At 59.3% G+C, this 19,885-nt stretch carries 17 protein-coding genes; 10 read left to right on the top strand and 7 right to left on the bottom strand.

Going from position 1 to position 19,885, the window contains the following annotated elements:
• Positions 1 to 7 precede the first annotated feature (7 nt).
• The gene (cml, locus tag AC13RM_RS15460; protein WP_374818310.1) at positions 8 to 1,204 is read right to left on the bottom strand and encodes a CmlA/FloR family chloramphenicol efflux MFS transporter; all 1,197 of its coding nucleotides are present in this window, start codon (positions 1,202 to 1,204) and stop codon (positions 8 to 10) included.
• A gap of 331 nt (positions 1,205 to 1,535) precedes the next feature.
• Here cml and AC13RM_RS15455 point away from each other — a divergent pair, with 331 nt between their 5' ends.
• On the top strand, positions 1,536 to 3,038 hold the full coding sequence (locus AC13RM_RS15455) for a methyl-accepting chemotaxis protein (protein WP_374818312.1): 1,503 nt from the start codon (positions 1,536 to 1,538) through the stop codon (positions 3,036 to 3,038).
• 86 nt (positions 3,039 to 3,124) lie between these two features.
• On the opposite strand, the gene AC13RM_RS15450 is transcribed toward AC13RM_RS15455, so the two are convergent.
• Positions 3,125 to 4,012: a LysR family transcriptional regulator gene (locus tag AC13RM_RS15450; protein ID WP_374818314.1), complete on the bottom strand. Its 888-nt coding sequence runs from the start codon at positions 4,010 to 4,012 to the stop codon at positions 3,125 to 3,127.
• A gap of 170 nt (positions 4,013 to 4,182) precedes the next feature.
• On the opposite strand from AC13RM_RS15450, the gene bla reads away from it, so the two are divergent.
• Both bla and ampC read left to right on the top strand, forming a co-directional pair.
• Entirely contained in the window at positions 4,183 to 5,076 is an 894-nt protein-coding gene (gene bla, locus AC13RM_RS15445; protein WP_374818316.1) for a class A beta-lactamase, read from the top strand.
• A gap of 130 nt (positions 5,077 to 5,206) precedes the next feature.
• Complete coding sequence (gene ampC / locus AC13RM_RS15440; RefSeq protein ID WP_374818391.1) at positions 5,207 to 6,364, top strand: class C beta-lactamase; 1,158 nt, start codon at positions 5,207 to 5,209, stop codon at positions 6,362 to 6,364.
• Between the two features lie 233 nt (positions 6,365 to 6,597).
• On the opposite strand, the gene AC13RM_RS15435 is transcribed toward ampC, so the two are convergent.
• Positions 6,598 to 7,518, bottom strand: a complete 921-nt coding sequence (locus AC13RM_RS15435) for a dihydrodipicolinate synthase family protein (RefSeq protein ID WP_113231104.1) — start codon at positions 7,516 to 7,518, stop codon at positions 6,598 to 6,600.
• A gap of 88 nt (positions 7,519 to 7,606) precedes the next feature.
• The gene (locus AC13RM_RS15430; protein WP_374818393.1) at positions 7,607 to 8,320 is read right to left on the bottom strand and encodes a FadR/GntR family transcriptional regulator; all 714 of its coding nucleotides are present in this window, start codon (positions 8,318 to 8,320) and stop codon (positions 7,607 to 7,609) included.
• Between the two features lie 212 nt (positions 8,321 to 8,532).
• Here AC13RM_RS15430 and AC13RM_RS15425 point away from each other — a divergent pair, with 212 nt between their 5' ends.
• From AC13RM_RS15425 to AC13RM_RS15405, 5 genes are all read left to right on the top strand, one after another.
• Positions 8,533 to 10,479, top strand: a complete 1,947-nt coding sequence (locus AC13RM_RS15425; protein WP_374818318.1) for an ABC transporter substrate-binding protein — start codon at positions 8,533 to 8,535, stop codon at positions 10,477 to 10,479.
• A gap of 86 nt (positions 10,480 to 10,565) precedes the next feature.
• The gene (locus AC13RM_RS15420) at positions 10,566 to 11,552 is read left to right on the top strand and encodes an ABC transporter permease (RefSeq protein ID WP_113231102.1); all 987 of its coding nucleotides are present in this window, start codon (positions 10,566 to 10,568) and stop codon (positions 11,550 to 11,552) included.
• Positions 11,553 to 11,561: 9 nt separating this feature from the next.
• On the top strand, positions 11,562 to 12,683 hold the full coding sequence (locus AC13RM_RS15415; RefSeq protein ID WP_374818321.1) for an ABC transporter permease: 1,122 nt from the start codon (positions 11,562 to 11,564) through the stop codon (positions 12,681 to 12,683).
• Positions 12,684 to 12,690: 7 nt separating this feature from the next.
• The gene (locus AC13RM_RS15410; protein ID WP_440477630.1) at positions 12,691 to 14,412 is read left to right on the top strand and encodes an ABC transporter ATP-binding protein; all 1,722 of its coding nucleotides are present in this window, start codon (positions 12,691 to 12,693) and stop codon (positions 14,410 to 14,412) included.
• 129 nt (positions 14,413 to 14,541) lie between these two features.
• A complete protein-coding gene (locus AC13RM_RS15405) occupies positions 14,542 to 15,729 on the top strand; it encodes a galactarate dehydratase (RefSeq protein WP_440477636.1) in 1,188 nt (395 codons plus the stop codon).
• 88 nt (positions 15,730 to 15,817) lie between these two features.
• Here AC13RM_RS15405 and AC13RM_RS15400 read toward each other — a convergent pair whose 3' ends face one another.
• From AC13RM_RS15400 to AC13RM_RS15390, 3 genes are all read right to left on the bottom strand, one after another.
• Positions 15,818 to 17,128 carry an MFS transporter gene (locus AC13RM_RS15400; protein WP_374818328.1) on the bottom strand — a complete coding sequence of 437 codons (1,311 nt, stop codon included), beginning with the start codon at positions 17,126 to 17,128 and terminating at the stop codon, positions 15,818 to 15,820.
• A gap of 163 nt (positions 17,129 to 17,291) precedes the next feature.
• On the bottom strand, positions 17,292 to 17,498 hold the full coding sequence (locus tag AC13RM_RS15395) for a KTSC domain-containing protein (protein ID WP_113231097.1): 207 nt from the start codon (positions 17,496 to 17,498) through the stop codon (positions 17,292 to 17,294).
• 115 nt (positions 17,499 to 17,613) lie between these two features.
• Entirely contained in the window at positions 17,614 to 18,045 is a 432-nt protein-coding gene (locus AC13RM_RS15390) for a VOC family protein (RefSeq protein ID WP_374818331.1), read from the bottom strand.
• 69 nt (positions 18,046 to 18,114) lie between these two features.
• On the opposite strand from AC13RM_RS15390, the gene AC13RM_RS15385 reads away from it, so the two are divergent.
• Together AC13RM_RS15385 and AC13RM_RS15380 are read left to right on the top strand one after the other, a co-directional pair.
• Complete coding sequence (locus AC13RM_RS15385; protein ID WP_285171964.1) at positions 18,115 to 18,696, top strand: TetR/AcrR family transcriptional regulator; 582 nt, start codon at positions 18,115 to 18,117, stop codon at positions 18,694 to 18,696.
• Between the two features lie 196 nt (positions 18,697 to 18,892).
• Positions 18,893 to 19,879, top strand: coding sequence for a BMP family protein (locus tag AC13RM_RS15380; protein WP_440477629.1), 987 nt, complete (start codon positions 18,893 to 18,895; stop codon positions 19,877 to 19,879).
• The last annotated feature ends 6 nt before the right edge of the window (positions 19,880 to 19,885 follow it).

Raw genomic sequence — 19,885 nt, 5'->3', positions numbered from 1 at the left:
TGACGGATCAAGTCAAGGCGTTGTGACGCCGCAAGCCATGAAGTGCCGACAATACCAGCAGCGCCATGATGGCAGAGAAAGCCACAAGCGGCCATGCGCTATCGCCATCCAACGCGGTGACCGCCAGCGTCCCGACGACACTCACGATCAGGCTCTGAATGCAGAAATGAAACGCCACCGCAGCTCCGGCGATATCGCCGAACTCGGCCAGGGCTCCATTCGCCGTCACAGATCCTGCAAAGACGATACCGACCGCCATGATCCACATCGGAAACACGAAGCTTACGAAGGACGGCACCCCATAGAGCTGACCGAGAACAAGAGCTGCCGCACCGACGAGAAGCAATCCCATGCCCCGCGCAACGCAGCCCGCAACACCCCATCTTTCGACAAACCATCCGGCAAAGCGTGCCGTAGCGATCATCACGACAGCAACCGTTGCAAAGGCGATGCTGAAGCCGAGCTCGGAATAGCCGGCCCGGCCGATCAGCACGCGGGGAGCGGTCGAGAAGAACACGAAGAACGTCCCCATTCCCGCACTGAAGGCGAGCGTATAGGTCCAGAACGAACGGCTTCTGAAGATCGGCCCAATCGATCGGCACGGCCCGATCGAGCCTTGAGGTCTCGTTTCATGCCACTTCGCCATGGCGTGAAAGGTCGCAGCCGATGCCAGAAGCGAAAGCAAAATGAAGATGGCACGCCAACCGAACTGGTCGGCAATCATCGCTCCGGCTATCGGGCCGAGCGCCGGCACGAAGGAGAGTATCGAACCAAACGTGGCGTAGATAATGGCCTGCTCCGGACGGTTGCCGTAGACATCCCGCACGGTCGCGAAGGTCGCGACCAAGGCTGCCGATGCGCCGATGGCCTGCAGCAGGCGGCATAGCACGAAGACAGGTGCACCCCATGACAAGGCCGCTCCGAGAGAGGCAACGGCAAACAGAACGGCACCGGAAAGCAGGACCGGGCGACGGCCGATGCGATCCGAAAGAGGGCCGAACACGACCTGTCCGAGACCCAGCATGATCATATAGAGGCTCAATGTCAGCTGGACTACCGCAGGCGTGGTGTTGAGAATGCCGGGCATCGACGGCACGACAGGAAGGTAGATATCCATGGCCAGCGAGGCGAGGATATCAAAAGGCGCCATCAGCAGCAGTGCCGCCGGCAGCGAATAGGCCCATGACGGGCGTATGTCAGACATGAGAAAATTCCGCTCGAAAGAGAGATCGGGCGGCGCCTGCCACTGGCATCAATGGGAATGAGTTCGACAGCACGCCGCAACAACAAAAGCTGTTGCGGCTTATCTATCTGCTGACTTGGAATTCCCCATGCCGATGGCCTCGTGGCGAGATACGTGATGACCACAGCGTTTAGCAGATGACATTGGACCGAGCAATGATGTTGCGACGGGCGCGGTCGCAACCACCACATGCAATGCGGTCAGCCGCGCATCGAAAATGAGGTGAAAATCTAATGAATTTTTAACCATGACTGTGCCCTAACTGCTTGTAATTTCTTTCTTGGAGCAGGTTATGGTGCGCGCATCGAAAATGGACGAGTTGAACGATAGGCTCGACTTTGTTGGACTGGGACAGGATGCCAGGCAGGCTCTTTTGGAGCTGCAGCCGACTATCGAATCCGCCGTCAAAGGCTCTCTCGACACATTTTACGAGAAGATCACCAAACATCCGGCGATGTCGAAATTCTTCTCGTCGCAACAGCATGTGCACCACGCCAAATCCAAGCAGCAGGACCATTGGAAGACGATCGCGTCAGGCAAATACGGACCCGATTATGTCGAAGCGGTCTCGGCGGTCGGCAGGACCCATGCCCGTCTCGGCCTCGAGCCGCGCTGGTACATTGGCGGCTACGCCTTGATCCTCGAAGGGATGGTGCGTTCGATCGTTGCGCAGCAGCTCAATGGTTTCATGCAGCGCAAGCATGAACAAGCTCTGTCACGGCGGTTGTCGGCGATCGTCAAGGCCGCCCTCGTTGACATGGATTACGGCATTTCGGTTTACCTGCAGGTGCTCGCCGATGAGCGCGACCGCGCCGAATCCGAGCGGGCTTCTGCACAGCGCGAGCAGGAACGCGCGCTTAATGCCCTCGGCGTAGCGCTGAACGGACTTGCGAACGGCGACCTGACGGCTGATATTACAGAAGCCCTTTCGGCCGAATTCGAGGTCCTGAAGAGCAACTACAACGAGTCGCTCGCATCCCTCGGCACTGCAATGCAGCGCATCGAAGACTCGGTGACACGCGTTCGCGACGAAGCCGGTTCGATCTCGTCTGCCGCTGACAACATGGCAAGGCGCACGGAACAGCAAGCCTCTGCGCTCGAGGAAAGTGCCGCGGCGATCGACCAGATCACCACCATTTCCGAACAGACCGCCGAACGGACGCGCGAAGTGCAGGCGATCGTCAAGGAATCCGCCTCGGAGGCGGAACGCTCGCGCGAGGTCGTACAGCAAGCCGTGTCCGCCATGGGCGATATCGAAACCTCGTCGCGCAGGATGACCGATATCATCTCCGTCATCGACGACATTGCCTTTCAGACGAACCTTCTGGCTTTGAACGCCGGCGTCGAGGCGGCAAGAGCGGGCGAACAGGGCAAGGGCTTCGCCGTCGTCGCGCAGGAAGTCCGTGAATTGGCGCAGCGTTCGGCGACCGCCGCAAAGGAAATCAAGGATCTCATCGACAGGTCATCCAACGATGTGCGTCGCGGCGTCGAACTGGTCAACAGAACCGGCGAGGCGCTGGCGCTCATCGGCAATCAGGTCGCTTCCATCGACCGGAATGTCGGCGCCATCGCTCGCTCGACGCAGGAACAGGCCGCCGGCATAAGCGAGATCAATTCCGCCGTCCGCAACATGGATCAGATGACCCAGCAGAATGTCGCGCTAATGGAAGAGACGAATGCCTCGACGCGGCACCTCGCCGATATCAGCAACGAGCTCGCTGGTCTTGTCGGACGGTTCAAGACCGTGCGTTCGGGAACGCGGACCGGGGCCGTCAGGCTGAAACTCGCAGGCTGAGACGGTCGCCGGACACCGCAATCATTCGCATTCCAACCACCATTTATCCCAAACGGCTCCGGATATGAATCCGGGGCTGTCTCCAACTATGCAGCCTCTCCCGGCATCTCTTCGATTTCCGCCAACAGCCATTGGCGAAACACCTTCATCGACGCCGTCTCCGCTCGCGATTTCAAGCGCGTCAGCCAATAGCTGCCGGTCATCGCGGTGATCTGGAACGGCTGCATGATCCTGCCGGCCTCGATGTCGTGGGAAAACATCGCGACCGGCACCAGCGCGACGCCAACGCCGCGTGCTGCAGCCTCCACCAGCGTCAACGACGAATCGAACATCCAGCCACGAAGATGTGGTGGCGGCAGGCCCGCCGCCCTGAACCAGAGCGACCATTCATCGACGCGATAGGATCGCAACAGCTCGACATCGACGAGATCGGCAGGCGTGCGCAATCGCGCGCCGATATCCGGCGTGCAAACCGGGGAGAGCGGCGCATCCATAAGATGGATCGCTTCCGTTCCATGCCAGGCGCCGTCGCCGAAGCGCAGGAAGAAATCCAGTCCGTCGAGCACCATGTCGGCTCGGTTGTTGTTGGTCTTCAGGCGCAGATCGACATGCGGATGCTGCGCTTTGAAACTGCCGAGACGCGGCAGGAGCCAGCCGATCGCGAAAGTCCCGACGACGCCGATCGTCAGGATCTCGGCGAAATTCCCCTCCTCCAGCTGGCTGAGCGTGGCGCTCATGCGGCGAAAGGCATCGGTCAGCACCGGCAGCAGCGCGTGCCCTTCATCGGTCAGCGCCAGACCGCGCGGCAGGCGCTTGAAAAGAGTTACACCGAGCACGTCTTCCAGCACCTTGACCTGATGGCTGATCGCCGTCTGCGTGACCCGGAGCTCGAGGCCAGCCCGCGTAAAACTGCAATGCCGCGCCGAGGCCTCAAAAACGCGCAGCGCGTTCAGCGGCAGCTGGGAAATATCCATTTGTGTCCTAAGACCAAGTTTTTCTCATGTCTAAGCCCAGAATTGATCGTTTGTCTAGGGCACGCAGCAGAGCCATAGTCTGCCTCGCAAGGTGATTTGCCAGATCCCAATGACGTCCACGGGCTCGATAGGCGCACCATTGCCCAACGCAAAATCGAAGTGGAAACGTGATGACGATCTTATTGTCACGCCGGCAAAGCCTTGCCGGCAGCTTGCTCGCGCTGCCTGTTCTGGTGGGGCTTAGCGCGGCCGGACGCACTGCAGACGATAATACGGGAGAGGCGCAGCTCGCTGCGCTCGAAAGCAAGCATCCGGGCCGCATCTGCGTCAGCATTCTCGACATGGCGAGCGGCAAGCGCATCGAGCATCGCGCCGGCGAGCGCATCCTGATGTGCAGCACCTTCAAGGCATTGGCCGCAGCTCTGGTGCTTGCCCGCGTCGACAAGGGCGATGAAAAGCTCGATCGGCGCATTCACTACAGGAAGAGCGATCTCATCGACTATTCTCCAGCGACCGAACCCAATGCCGGAGAAAATGGCATGACCGTTGGCGATCTTTGCGCGGCGGCAGTGACGCTCAGCGACAATACCGCGGCCAATCTGCTGCTCGCGAGTTTCGGCGGCCCAGAAGCAATTACGACCTTCTGCCGCAGCATAGGCGACGAGATCACCCGCCTCGACCGCACCGAGCCTACGCTGAACTACCATGACACTCCGAACGATGAGCGCGACACGACGACAGCTTCGGCGATGCTGGAAAGCCTGCGGCAGCTTCTGTTCACCGATGTGCTGACGCCAGCCTCGCGATCGCAGCTCGCTGCCTGGCTGATCACCAACAAGACGGGTGACACCCGCCTGCGCGCCGGCCTTCCAAAAAACTGGCTGGTTGGCGACAAGACCGGGACAAACGGCGACAAAGCCGGCAATGCCAATGATATCGCGGTGCTGTGGCCAGCAAACCGTGCGCCCATCATCGTAACAGCCTATTGCGAGATACCGGAAATCGCAGCCGACGAGCGCAATGCCATCATTGCCGAGATCGGCCGGATCGCTGCGGCGATCTGAGATCATACGCACCGGATAACAGCCGCCACCGGTCATCACCTCCTTTTCGACCATGCGATCCTGCACGGTCGATCATCACAATGAGGATATCATCTTGAATATACGCACTAATTCTCTGCAGAAGCTCGGTATGGTCGCCGTCTGCCTTTTCTATGGGATCGGCGCCCACGCCGCCGAAGTCAATGATCGCGAGCAGCTCGAGCGAGCTGTCAACGAGATCATTCGTCCGCTCATGAAGGATAACGACGTGCCGGGCATGGCGATCGCGATTACCGTCAAGGGCAAGCGCTACATCTTCAACTATGGCGTCGCCTCGAAGGAGAGCGGCCAGAAGGTGACGAACGACACGATCTTCGAGCTCGGCTCCATCAGCAAGACCTTTACGGCCGTCCTTGGCTCCTACGCCCAGATCAGCGGAAAGCTCTCCTTCTCCGACAAGGCGACAAAATATATGTCGGAACTTGCGGGTACCAGTTTCGACAAGATCAGCCTCCTCGATCTCGCCACATATTCGGCCGGCGGTCTGCCTCTGCAGTTTCCCAACGGCGTGACGGATCAGGACAAGATGGTTGCTTATTATCGCAACTGGCATCCTTCCTTCGCGCCCGGCACCTATAGGCAATATTCCAATCCCAGCATCGGCCTGTTCGGTTACCTAGCGGCGCAGGCGATGGGCGAGCCGTTCGACACGCTGATGCAGGACAAAATTCTTTCCGGTCTCAACCTCAACCACACCTATGTCCGCGTTCCACAGGCGGAGATGGGCAACTATGCCTACGGCTATTCGAAGCAGGGCAAGCCGATCCGCGTCAATGGCGGCGTTTTCGACACGCAGGCCTACGGCATCAAGACTACGAGCTCCGACATGCTTGCCTTTCTCGAAGCCAATATCGGCGAGGCAAAGCTCGACGGCAGACTTCAGCAGGCGATCGATGCGACGCATGTCGGCTATTATAGGGTCGACAACACGACGCAAGCCCTCGGTTGGGAGATCTACGCCTATCCGACGACGCTTGCCCGGCTGCTTGCCGGCAATTCGTCCGACATGGCACGTGAGCCGCATAAGATCACCCGCCTCGATCCACCGCAGCAGCCGCGCAAGGATGTCCTTCTGAACAAGACGGGTTCGACGAACGGCTTCGGCGCCTATGCAGCCTTCATGCCCGCGCGGCAGGTCGGCATCGTCCTGCTGGCGAACAGGAATTTTCCGATCCCTGCGCGCGTTTCGTCGGTCTACAAGATCCTGACCGCCGTCGAAAACCTGCCTGGATCGAACGAGGCAAAGTAGAGACCGGGCTCGAAGGTTTGGTCCGCTCCAACGAACGGCCGACTCCAGCAAAAGCTGACGGTCGGCCAGTATCATTTCACACAGCGCCATTCGCCAAACCGCTGACATATATGACGAGATACCATGTCGTACATGTACGAAGCAGGCTGCTTCGAATGCGTTCGGACTGTCTGGTAGCGACGTATTTAGAACGTCGAGTTCGGTTCATGAAGAGATCGCCACCGCTGGAGGCATCAGCCGGTGGCAAGTTCGCCCGCTTCCTGCCAATTGCGCAACAAGGCAAACAGCTCCTCGCGGTCCTTTACATCGAGCTGCGGCACGCCTGGAACGCGAACGGGGCCGACCTTCAGGCCGGAATAGGTGACGGCCTCCTTGACGACGGTAACGTTTGTTCCGTTGCGGAACTTGGTGCGCATGCGTTCGAAGGGCTCGAGCTTGTTGACGATGGCGCGGGCAGCGGCGAAATCACCCTTCTCCAAAGCTGCATGCACAGCAAGCGACAGCTTCGGAGCAACATTGACGAGGCCCGACGTGAAGCCTCTTGCGCCGGCGGCGGCGAATGTGGGGGCCCAGCTTTCAGCAAGGCCGCAGACGAATAGTGCGCCATTCGGATCGGAAGCTGCGATCGCCCTTGAAAGCAGCATCAGATCCGTCGTCGCAAACTTGATGCCGGCTATATTGCCGTGGCCGGCCAGTCGAACCATGTCATCGACGCTGAACCCTTCGGCACGGACATAGGCAACGAGCGGGAGCGGCGAAGCTTCCGCCAGATCGCGAAAATAGTCGATCTGCGAGCCGGGTGCGGCGAACGGATCCACCGGTTGATGGGACATGACGGCGGAGGCGCCGATCGAGGCAGCATCCTTCGCCATCTGGATCGCCTCGCGCAATGAACGGCCGATCGCCGCCGTCACCGGCGCCTTGCCTTCGACACCCTTGATCGCAGCTTCGTGGACGCGGCGGATTTCTCCCGGCGTCAGCGCATAGAATTCGCCCGTATTGCCCGCTGCAACGATGTTATGGATCCCGGCAGCCGCTACCCGCTGATAGACCTGAGCGGTGACGCGCAGTTCCACCTCGCCACTTCCATCATAGGCCGTGACCGGAACACCGGAGACGCCGGTCAGCACCTGCCGCATGGTTTCAATGCTCATCTTCCTACCCTTACCCTTTATCATCCATCGAGACGCAAACGAGGAGACGTAAAGAAAACATCACCTCGCCTTCGCCTCATCCAATTCCCTAGACGCCCTGGAACATGCGGGCGCGTGCATTCAAGATATGTCGCTTCATGGCGTCGTGAGCCTCGGTTTCCTGCCGCGCGAAAATCGCCTGTACGATGACGGCATGCTCATCCTGAACACTGCGGATCTGCTCTGGCGTCCGCTTGAGGCTGAGGCTGCGGGTCACGGAATGACCGATGGCGAAGTGCGGCCGGAACAATTCGCGGACGGTGATATGGAACTGATTGCCGGTCGCGATCGCAATGGCGTCGTGCAGTTCCTGATCCTCTTCAGCACCAAGGCGGCCTTCGCCGAGACACTGTTCGATCTTTTGAAGCACCAGTGTGATCCGTTCCTTATCGGCCGTCTGCCAGTTGCGCGCCGCAAGCTCGGCCGCCTCTGCCTCAAGCCCGGCGCGAAATTCGAAAAAGCGTTGGACATCGGCAAGCGATCCCACAGGCACCATTTTCAGGACCGAGGAATCCGGCCTTTGCCTCACATAGGAACCCGACCCCTTGCGCGACACGATCAAACCATCCATGCGCAGCCGCTCCAGAGCGTCGCGCACAACAGGTCGCGACGCGCCGAACATTTCCGCGAGCTTGGCTTCCGCCGGCAGCCGCTCATTCACCGGAAAGGTTCCATCCGCGATCATGGCGACAATCCTCTCGTAGATGATATCGCCGAAGCGCGTCGCGCCCACACCGGAATCGTTGGCGACAGAGAGTTTCATCATCGTCCTTCATGAATGCCGGCCAGCGACAGCCATAGCGCATTTCCTGCGCGACAGGGCTACTAAATCTGTAAAAATCTGTCAACTCTTGTAATTATCTGAGAACGTAATATGGTCTCGACGCTGCGCCAGAGGGGTGCATGGCGACGGGGCGGGAGCCTGTCGCATCGGTCGAGGCAAAACCCGGCCGAAGTCAAAATGGGAGGGATTCGATGCGCGATGAAATATTGTCCCGCGGCGTGAGCAGACGTGCTGTCCTCGGCGGCATGGCAGGAATGGCAGCCCTATCTCTGGCCGGTCGGGTCAACGCCGCCGATGCAGGTGGCGAGGCGCCCGCCCTGGCTGCGCTGGTCAAGGATGGCAAGCTGCCGCCGCTGGCCGACCGGCTGCCGAAAAAGCCGATGGTGGTCACTCCTTACGAAAAAGTCGGCACTTATGGCGGCACCTTGCGACGTGGTCTGCGAGGCTCGTCTGACCATAACGGCATTCTGCGCATGGTGGGCAATCAAAGTCTGGTGCGCTGGAACCTTGAGTTCACTCAGGTCCTGCCGAACCTCGCCGAGCGTTGGGACGTCAATGCCGACGCCTCGCAATTCACCTTCTACCTTATTCAAGGTGCCCGCTGGTCCGACGGCCAGCCGTTCACGGCAGATGACATCGTTTTCGCCATCGAGGACTGCGTCAAGAATACCGATCTCTATAGTGCGACGCCGGCTCAGCTGTCCGTTGCCGGCAAGGCAGTCGATGTCACGAAGATCGACGACTATACGGTGAAGTTCACCTTTGCCGCGCCGAACGCGCTTTATCTGGAAAATCTGGCAACTCCGCTTGGCCAGCATCCGACGCTGTTTCCGAAGCACTATTGCAGCCAGTTCCTGCCGAAATACAATCCGAACGTCACCGAAGATGCGAAGAAGGCCGGCGTCAGCAATTGGCCCGAACTCTTCCGCGCCCGCTGCGGCGACATCGAAATTCCCTCGCGCTGGGGCAATCCGGACAAGCCGACGCTCGATCCCTGGGTCGTCAAGGAACCCTATACAGGTGGCGCAACCCGCGTGGTCATGACCCGCAACCCATACTTCTGGCAGGTCGATACATCAGGCAACCAGCTTCCCTATGTCGACGAGATCAATTTCGGCATCTCGCAGGACGTAGAATCACTGATGCTGAACGTCATTTCCGGCAAGATCGATATTCAGGAGCGCCACATTAGCGTGCTCGCCAACAAGCCGACGCTCTCGCAGAACATGAAGAAGGGCGACTACCGCCTTCTGACCCTTGTCCCTTCGACCTCACAGCAATGCCAGATCTACTTCAACATCACTCATAAAGATCCGGCCATGCGCAAGATGTTTGCCGACAAATCGGTCCGACAGGCACTCTCGCTCGGGATCAACCGGCAGGAAATCATCGACATCGTCTATTTCGGCCAAAGCCAGCCCTACCAGGCTGGACCACGGCCGGAGCATCCCTGGTACAACGAGAAATATGCTCGCCAGTTCACCGACTACGATCCGGACAAGGCCGGCGCCATGCTCGACCAGGCCGGCTATGGCAAAAAGGATGCGAACGGCTTCCGTTTGAGACCGGACGGTCAGAAAGTCTTCTTCGCCATCGATGTCATACCGACCCTCTATCCCGATCTGGTCGACGCTCTCGAACTGGTGAAGGCGCATTGGGCGCAGATCGGCGTCGACATGAAGGTCAACACGATCGAGCGCGCGCTTTACTACACCCGTGGCGACGACAACGCCCATGATGCCCAGGTCTGGCCGGGACCTGGCGGTCTCGACCCAATGCTTGATCCGCGTGACTTTTTCGCCTTCCACCCGCAAGGCTCGCGCTACGCCATTCCATGGTCTGTCTGGTACACATCGAACGGCAAACAGGGCGAAGAGCCGCCGGAAAGCCAGAAGAAGCGCATGAAGCTCTTCGATGAAGCGCGCTCGACAGCCGATCTCGATAAGCGCGGCGCCGTCATGAAGGAGATTTTTGACATCGCGGCCGAAGAGTTTGAAACCGTTGGACTTTGCCTTGCCGTCGGCGGCTTCGGCATCATCCGCAATAATCTGCACAATGTTCCCGAAAAGCAGCCGGACAGCTGGTCCTGGCCCAATCCGGGACCGGCCATGCCACAGCAATTCTTCTTCACTAGCTGATCACACCGATCAGCGCCGCCTTTCATGGGCGGCGCTATCCTTCATGCGGAGCTGCCCCGTGGCAGCACTTACTGCGAGAAACAGCCATGCTGGCCTTCATCGGTAAACGCCTTTTGTGGATGATCCCATCCCTTTTCGCCATCAGCTTCCTTGCCTTTGTGCTGATTCAGCTGCCTCCCGGCGACTACGTGACGACCTATATCGCAACGCTCGCCTCCTCGAATGAAGTGGTCGACCAGAATACGGCCGCACAGCTGCGCGAACGCTTCGGCCTCGATCAGCCGATGCTCATCCAATATTTGAAATGGATGTGGGGCATCCTTTCGCGCGGCGATTTCGGCATCTCCTTCGAATGGCAGCAGCCTGTCTCCGGCCTCATTTGGGAGCGCATGGCGCTGACGCTCATTCTGGCGCTCGCCGCGCTGATCGCCACCTGGGCAATCGCGCTGCCGATCGGCGTCTATTCCGCTGTCAAGAAATACTCGATCGGCGATTATTTCTTTACCGCCTTCACCTTTCTCGGACTTGCCATTCCCTCCTTCCTGCTGGCGCTCGTGCTGATGTATGTCGCCGCCGTCGAGTTCGGCCAGGATGTCGGCGGTCTGTTCTCCTCCGAATTCGAGACGGCACCCTGGAGTATCGCCAAGATGCTGGACCTCCTGTCGCATCTGTGGCTGCCAGTCGTCATTCTTGCCGTTTCGTCGACCGCAAGCCTCATTCGCGTCATGCGCGCGAACATGCTCGACGAGCTGCCGAAGCCCTATGTGACAACGGCTCGGGCAAAAGGCCTCTCTGAGTTTCGGTTACTGGTGAAATACCCGCTGCGCATCGCGCTCAATCCGTTCATCTCGACCATCGCCTGGCTGCTGCCCAATCTCATTTCCGGATCCGTCGTCGTCGCGATCGTCCTCAACCTGCCGACGGCGGCTCCACTGCTTCTCCAGGCCCTGATGGCGCAGGACATGTATCTCGCCGGTGCCTTCGTGCTTTTGATCTGCGCGCTGACGCTGATCGGGTCACTCATCAGTGACATTCTGCTTGCCCTCGTCGATCCCCGCATCCGGTTGGAATAGGAGCAGCCCATGGCCGATATCGCCGTCACAAACCTGCGCCCTGACCGCAACGCGGTGGCATCGCAATGGCAGCTGATCTGGTGGGCCTTCCGCCGCCATAAGCTCGCCATGGTCGCCCTCGTCGTTACCGTGTTGATGTATATCGTTGCGATCGCGCCCGGATTCTTTGCAATCAATGACCCCAATCAGCAGAATGCTCGCGCAACCTTCCATCCGCCGCAAAGGGTGCATTTCTTCGATACGGACAACGGCTTTTCTTTCGGGCTGCACTACTATCCGCTGAAGCTTACCCGCGATCCGGAGACGCTTGCGCCGATCTTCAAGGAAGATACGACCAAGCGCGTCTCCATCAGCCTGTTCGGGCGCGGCTATGAGTATTCCGTGCTCGGTCTCTTCACGAGCGACATCCATCTATTGGCATCCTCGGACAAGTCGACGCCACTTTTGCTGTTCGGCGCAGATCGGCTCGGCCGTGACGTTTTCAGCCGTACCGTTCAGGGCGCCCAGATTTCGCTGTCGATCGGCCTTGTCGGCGTGTTCTTTTCGCTTCTACTCGGTATCGTTCTTGGAGGAATTTCAGGCTATTACGGCGGCAAGCTCGACTTCTTCATCCAGCGCTTGATCGACTTCGTGCTGTCGCTACCGACAATCCCAATCTGGCTCGCCATGGCGGCGGCCCTGCCGCAAGGCTGGCCGGCGGCGCTGCAATATATGATGATCACCATCATCCTGTCGCTGACTGGCTGGGCGCAGCTTGCCCGTGTCGTGCGCGGCCGTTTCCTGTCGCTACGAACGGAAGAATTCGTCGCCGCGGCCAGGCTCGATGGCGCCAGCGAGGGACGGATCATCTTCCGCCATATGCTGCCGAGCTTCGCCAGCCATATCATCGCCTCGATCACGCTTGCAGTACCGGCGATGATCCTGGCCGAGACATCCCTCTCCTTCCTGGGCCTCGGCCTGCAGCCGCCGACCATTTCCTGGGGCGTGTTGCTGCGCGAGGCGCAGAACATCCGCTCGATCGCAACCGCACCATGGCTCTTTCTGCCTGGCGTCGCCGTCGTCATTGCCGTCATGGCTCTCAATCTTCTCGGTGATGGCCTGCGCGACGCAGCCGATCCCTACAACAAATGAGGCGGGCATGACCGATATCGTTTCCATGAACACCGCTCACCCTCTGCTGCAGGTCAAGAACCTCACCGTCGACTTTCCCTTGCGAACCGGCACGTTTCGCGCGGTCGACAATCTCTCCTTTGCCATCGAACCGGGAAAGACGCTCTGCGTCGTCGGCGAGAGCGGCTCGGGCAAATCGGTGACCGCCCGCTCCATCCTGCAGATCGTCGATGCCCCCGGCCGCATCACCGGCGGCTCTATCATCCTGAATGACACCAGCGGCAAATCGGTCGATCTCGTCAAGCTCAATCCGCGCGGGCGGCAGATCAGGTCGATCCGCGGGCGCGATATCGCCATGATCTTTCAGGAGCCGATGGCATCGCTTTCGCCGGTCCACACGGTCGGCGACCAGATCATGGAGGCGCTGCGCCTCCATACGAAGATGAGCAAGGCCGAGGCACGCGCCGAGGCGATCTCGCTTCTGAAGCAGGTGGAAATCCCCTCTCCGGAAAAAGCGATCGACCGTTACGCTTTTCAATATTCGGGCGGCATGCGCCAGCGCGCCATGATCGCCATGGCGCTTGCCTGCAGGCCGCAGCTTCTGATCGCCGACGAGCCGACGACAGCGCTCGACGTGACCACGCAGGCCGAAATCCTCGATCTCATTGCCCGGCTGCAGAAGGCCAACGGCATGGCGGTGCTGTTCATCACTCACGACATGGGCGTGGTCGCCCAGATCGCTGACGACGTGCTCGTCATGCACAATGGCGTGGTCAAGGAATACGGCTCCGTCGAGCAGATCTTCCACGCGCCCAAGGATGACTATACGCGCATGCTGATCGGCTCGGTGCTGAAGCTCGAAAGGAAAGCCGAAATCCGGCTGGCGCGACCGCCGCTCGACAGATCCGCAGCCCCGATCCTCGAATTGCGCAATGTCTCGATGGCCTTTGGCGAGGTCCGTGCCCTCGACGATGTCTCGATCTCGCTTTTGCCGCGCGAAACGCTCGGCATTGTCGGGGAGAGCGGGTCGGGCAAGACCACGATGGGTCGCTCGATCATGCGCCTTATCGATCCGAGTGCGGGCGAAATTCTCTATCGCCGCGCCGATGGCGACGTCACCGATCTCGCAAGCGCGAAGGGGGCGGCCCTTGCGGCAGCGCGCCGCGAGCTGCGCATGGTGTTCCAGGACCCATTCGGCTCGCTCAATCCGCGCATGACCGTCTCACAGATCATCGGTGAGCCATTGCTCGTCAACGGCATCGCCAGGGGCCGGGCGCTGGACGAGCGCGTCTGCCATCTGATGGAGCAAGTCGGTCTCGATCCGAGGGCGCGCGAGCGCTATCCGCATGCCTTCTCAGGCGGCCAGCGCCAGCGCATCGGCATTGCCCGCGCCATTACACTCAATCCCCGCGTGATCGTCGCCGACGAGGCGACCTCGGCTCTCGATGTTTCCGTCCGCTCGCAGGTACTCGATCTCCTTATGCGGCTGCAGGACGAACTTGGCCTCGCTTATATCTTCATCAGTCATGATATCGGCGTCATCCGCTACATGTGCGACCGCGTCGGCGTCATGTACAAAGGGCGCCTTGTCGAGGTCGGCGATGCCGACAAGGTCTGCAACGCACCCGAACATGCCTATACGCAAGCGCTGATCTCTGCGATCCCGCGCCCCGACCCTCGCGATCGGGATCGCTCGCGACGCTTTCGCTATATCGAGCCCGAAACCGTGAAGAACGGGAGCGCTGCGTGATGCCTTCCCTCGATATCGCCGCAACGCCCATTTTCCACGAGCCAGGCTTCGCCGCGATGCGCGCAACGATTTCCCCACCTGCGGCAGCTCCCATGCCGCATTCATGTCAATCGATAGAAGGAAGAAATGATGAAGATCGACCGCATGCGGGTATTCGTGACCCGCGACAAGGATCGCCCGCGCGTTATCGTGGCGCTGGATACGGATGACGGACTGACGGGCTGGGGCGAGTGCTACAATCACGGCCCGGATTTGGCACTGCCGCCGATCCTCGACTATCTCTACGGTTTCCTCGCCGGGCAGGATCCAAGCCGCGTCGACTATCTCGTCAACCTGCTGATCCAGCAGAGCCGCTTCCCGCCGGGTGCGCTTGGGCTTTCGGCGATTTCCGCGCTCGATCATTGCCTCTGGGATCTCTCGGCAAAGGCGCTCAATGTTCCGGTCTACAAGCTGCTCGGCGGCGCGGTGCGCGATCGCATCAAGGTCTATGCCGGCGTCTACACCGCACCGGATGCGCCGGCTGCCCGCGACGAGCTCGACCGGTTGAACGCTGAATGGGGCTTTACCGCCTTCAAGCTCAGCCCATGGCGCATCGACATGCACGCCCATCGCTGGGGCAATGTCGTCAAGGCATCGGCCGACTATTTCCGTTCGCTGCGCGAGACCGTGCGCGACGACTATGAGATCGCCTTCGACGCCCATGCGAAAATCTTCGAGCCGGTCGCCGCTCGCCAGCTCGGTAATGCGCTGGCTCCTTACGATCCGCTTTTCTACGAGGAGCCGCTGCGGCCCGAAAACATCGAGATGTGGGGCGAGCTGAAACAAGGCCTCAATTGCGTGCTCGCGACCGGCGAATCCCTTTATAATCGCAACGAGTTCCTGCGCCTGCTGCAGGTCAAGGGCGCCGACCTCATCCAGCCGGATATCTGCGTGGTCGGCGGCATCAGCGAGATGCGGCGCATCGCGACGCTCGCCGAGGCGCATTTCGTCGGCGTTGCTCCGCACAACCCGATGGGACCGCTCGCGACTGCCGTCAATGTGCATTTCTCGGCCGCCGCGCAGAACTTCAAAATCCTCGAATACAGGCTGCCGAAAGGCCAGGCCTATGTCTATGGTGGCAACGAAGTCGAGCAGCGGCAAGGCGAAACCCGCTATGTCGTCGATCCCTATCTGCCGAAGGATGGCTATCTCGAGCTTCGGCCCGACCGGCCCGGCTGGGGTGTCGAGATGGATGAAAAGGCCATGGAAGAGGAAGGCTACATCCATTGGCAGCGGCGCGTGCCGAAGCGCCCGGATGGTTCGTATGCCTTTGCGTGAGCTTAGTATCAGCATCACCTGAAAAAATCGGGGCGGCCATCAGGCCGCCCCTTTCAGTCGAAGAGTGCTTTTGCTCGCGTGAGCGCAATCATTTGACGCGAGCTGCGCCCGGATTGCCGAGATCCCCTGTTCGTGGCGTGCGCGGTACCATGCGCCCCACCACTAGAACCAAAAGTGCCGCTGCCAGCAGGCAGGCCGCGAGGAAGAACATCGGTGCGATCGTACTTCCCGTGGAATCCTTGATCCAAGGCACGACATTCTGGGCGATGAAGCCGCCTAGATTACCAACGGAGTTGATCGCAGCAAGGCCGGCGGCCGCACCCGCTCCCTGCAGGAAGCGCGACGGCAGGCTCCAGAACACCGGCTGGCCTGCGAAGATACCGGCCGCTGCGATAGAGAGGAAAGCAAACTGCAGCGTATGGTCGGGAATAATGGCTGATAGAACCAGGCTTACGGCACCGACCAACGCGGGAATGACGATATAAGGCGTCTTGGAGTCGGTCTTGTCCGCCGCCGCCGGCACAGCATAGAGAGCGATTGCAACGAGAAGCCATGGAATGATGTTCAGGAAGCCGTTCGTCGTATTGCTGACGCCGAAATTCTTGACAATGGTCGGCAGCCAATAGCTGAGACCATAGGCGGCGAGCGGAAAACCGATATAGCAAAGCGCCATCAGCAGCACGCGTGGATTGACCAGTGCCTTGAAGCCATCAGCGGCGTTCTGCTCCATATCCGAATTTTCCACCGCGAGCCGGTCCTTCAGCCATTTCTTTTCCGTATCGTCGAGGAACGGCGCCTTAGACGGCAGGTCCGGCAGATAAAACAGGGTGATGAAGCCGGCAAGGATGGCGGGAACACCGGTCACCAGGAAAACCCATTGCCAGCCCGCAATTCCATAAAGCCCATTCAAGTCCAGCAGCACGCCGCCGAGCGGCGCACCGATCGCATTGGCAAAGGCGCTGAAAATCATGAAAAGCCCGACCATCCTGCCGCGATAGGCAGATGGATACCAAAGGGTCAACAGATAGAGCACCCCTGGAAAGAATCCGGCCTCGCAGGCGCCTAGCAAGAAGCGGAGAATATAGAACATGGTCGCATTCTGCGTATAGGCCAGCGCGACCGTGACCGCTCCCCAAGAAATCAGAATGCGCGCAAACCACCTGCTGGCTCCGAACCTGTCGAGAAGCAGGTTGCTCGGCACCTCGAAGATGAAATAGCCGATAAAGAACAGCGACGCACCAAGACCATAGGCATATTCGCTCATGCCAAGCGCACCGACCATATCGAGCTTGGCGTAACTGACATTCTGACGATCGATATAGGCGATCAGATAGAGGATGCCCAGAAAGGGCATAAGCCTCCAAGTGATCTTGGAAATAAGCTGCTTCTCATCAATCACGCCTCTTCCTCCCTGAAAGATGGTTATGATTGATATAGATAGCGCAACTCAGCGTTTATCAATGCGCCGAGACATAAAGGTCGTTCCGCCGATGGAATTCGCGACGGAAACAACGAGTCAGCTCTTTCGTGACGAGAATGCCGATCAGCCGGCGGCTCGCGTCTCAGGCGACGCGTTCGAACTGGGTGCGGATATGCTCGATATAGTGCTGGCCGGGCGATGGCGCCTTCACCATGGCGATCGCCGCCTTCTGCGGAACGCCGGTGAATTGACGTTCTTCGCCATTTCTGAAGCGGATATAAAGCCGCCCGTCATCCGGGCGGAAATAGACTGATTTGATGATTTTTGACGAAACCGGAAGCTCTTGCATGGGTCACCTTACCTTTGCCGGTTTTGTCGCATGAAAAGCGAAATATTGGGTGAAGCGACCTAGTTAATCAAAGATAGAGTTGCATCGCTCGATTTTATCGATTGCACCCAACGCCTTAACGATCCTGCGACAAGGCATTCTCGGCATAGAGAGATGCAAACTCAGCACTCGGCGATATCGGCTCGATGATGTCGATCAAAACACCGTTCGGATCGGATGTTATGAAATGACGTTGACCGAAATCCTCGTTGCGGATGGCAAGCAGGATCGGCAGGCCAGCCGCCCGCAAGCGCTCATGGACGGCATCGACATCGTCTACTTCGAAGTTGAGCAATAAGCCTGCGACCTTACCGCGTCCCCGCAGCGGAATCGTCTCGTGCTGCCCGTTTAGAATGGCGAGATTAATAGTGCTGTCTTCAGCCGACTGCAGATGGACGTACCAATCACTGGTGAAATTCTCCTGGAAGCCGAAATGCTTCACGTAGAAGGCCGCCGTCTCCTCGACGCGCTCCGTCATGATCACCGGATAATAGCTCGTTACCTTCATGCTTCACTTCCTCCCCCAAAAGACATACAATCTGCCTGTATTATTTCGGATAACATACAGGCTGCATGCATGCAAGATCCGCGCTCCAATCGTGAAAGAACCGAAAAGACCAAGGCCGCACTCATCGCGGCTGCACGGGTCTTGTTCGTGGAAAAGGGCTATGCCGAGACGTCAACGCCAGAGATCGTTGCGGCAGCCGGCATTACCCGCGGCGCGCTCTATCATCATTTTGAGGACAAGCGCGCGCTCTTTCGCGCTGTCGTCAGAGAGGAAGCCCTCGCCGTGAAAGCCGCTATAGAGAAGGCGACCCCTGATCAACTTGCGCCACGCGCTGCTCTTATTGCCGGTAGCAATGCATATCTCGACGCCATGCAAATTAACGGCCGCACCCGGCTTCTACTGATCGAGGGGCCGACCGTGCTGGGTTTTATGGAAATGAAACAACTGGACGAGGAAACGACGGCCCTCGCCCTAAAGGAGGGATTGGAAGTAGCGCTCAGTCACGGCCGCAAATCTGGTACTCCGGTCGACGCGCTTGCCGATATTCTATCGGCCGCCTTCGATCGGGCCGCTCTTGCGATCGATGCCGGCGGCGACGCTAACCGCTACCGTCAGGCAATCGGCCATATGATCGAACGGATTGCCGACTGACGCGCTCATTCGTCAACCTCTACCAGACCGTTGTGCGTGGAGCGATGAAATAGCAACCTAGCCGGCTGCCTGGAGCCACCGGCAACTGGCAGATACTTGTCGTCCGCATATTATTTGAGCACCCGGGTCGCTTGACACTTTTTTAGCCCCCTCCTATGATTTTTTACCAATTGATCAAAAAGCTGGGGAACTAAAAATGGCCAATGAAATCATACTCTCACGCCGTGCCGTCATTGCATCGGGCATCGCTCTCGGCGTCAGTGCTCTTGCGCCTGCTGCGCGTGCAGCCGCGCCGCTCAAAGTGGCAGGCATTCACGCCTCGCCGGTCGAGAACGCCTGGAATTCCTGTCTTCACAAGGCGCTCCAGGATGCCGCCAAGGAAGGCGTTATCGAATACGTTTTTTCCGAAGGCGTTTCCGGCACGGATTATCCGCGTGCCATGCGCGAATATGCCGAACAGGGCAACAAGCTGATTATCGGCGAGGCCTATGCCGTGGAGAAGGAAGCACGCCAGGTTGCCGCAGACTACCCGGATACGGCTTTCGTTCTCGGCTCCAGCGGCGAGGCAGCCGGCAGCAATTTCGGCGTCTTCGGCACCTGGAACTATGACGGCGCCTATCTCGCTGGCATGCTGGCGGGCAAGATGACCAAGTCGAATGTTGTCGGCTCGGTCGGCGCCATCCCGATCCCGGAAGTCAACATGCTGATCAACGCCTTTGCTGCCGGCGTCAAAGCGGTCAATCCTGACTGCAAGCATCTCGTCTCCTTCATCGGCACCTTCTTCGACCCGCCGAAGGCACGCGAAGCCGGTCTCGCGCAGATCGACGCCGGCGCCGACATTCTCTTCGGTGAGCGCATCGGCACTGCGGATGCCGCCAAGGAGCGGCATATCAAATCGGTGGGATCTCTGATCGACTACACACCGCGCTACCCCGACACCGTGTTTGCCAATGCCATGTGGTACTTCCGTCCCATTCTCAATGCCGCAATCGCCGACGTTGCCGCCGGTAAGCCGGTCGGCCGCAACTACACGGCCTATGGCCTGATGAAGGAAGGCGGCAGCGACATCGTCTATGTGAAGGGCACAGCGCCTGCAGAGGCCGAAGCTGCAATGGAGAAGGTCCGTGCCGACATCAAGGCCGGGACCTTCGAAGTGCCGAAGGTAGCGGATCAGCCGAAGTAATTGCGC

The sequence above is a fragment of the Martinezella sp. CNPSo 3732 genome (assembly GCF_057784515.1).
The sequence above is the reverse complement of the archived record's forward strand: the minus strand, read 5'-3'. Positions and strand labels throughout refer to the sequence as shown.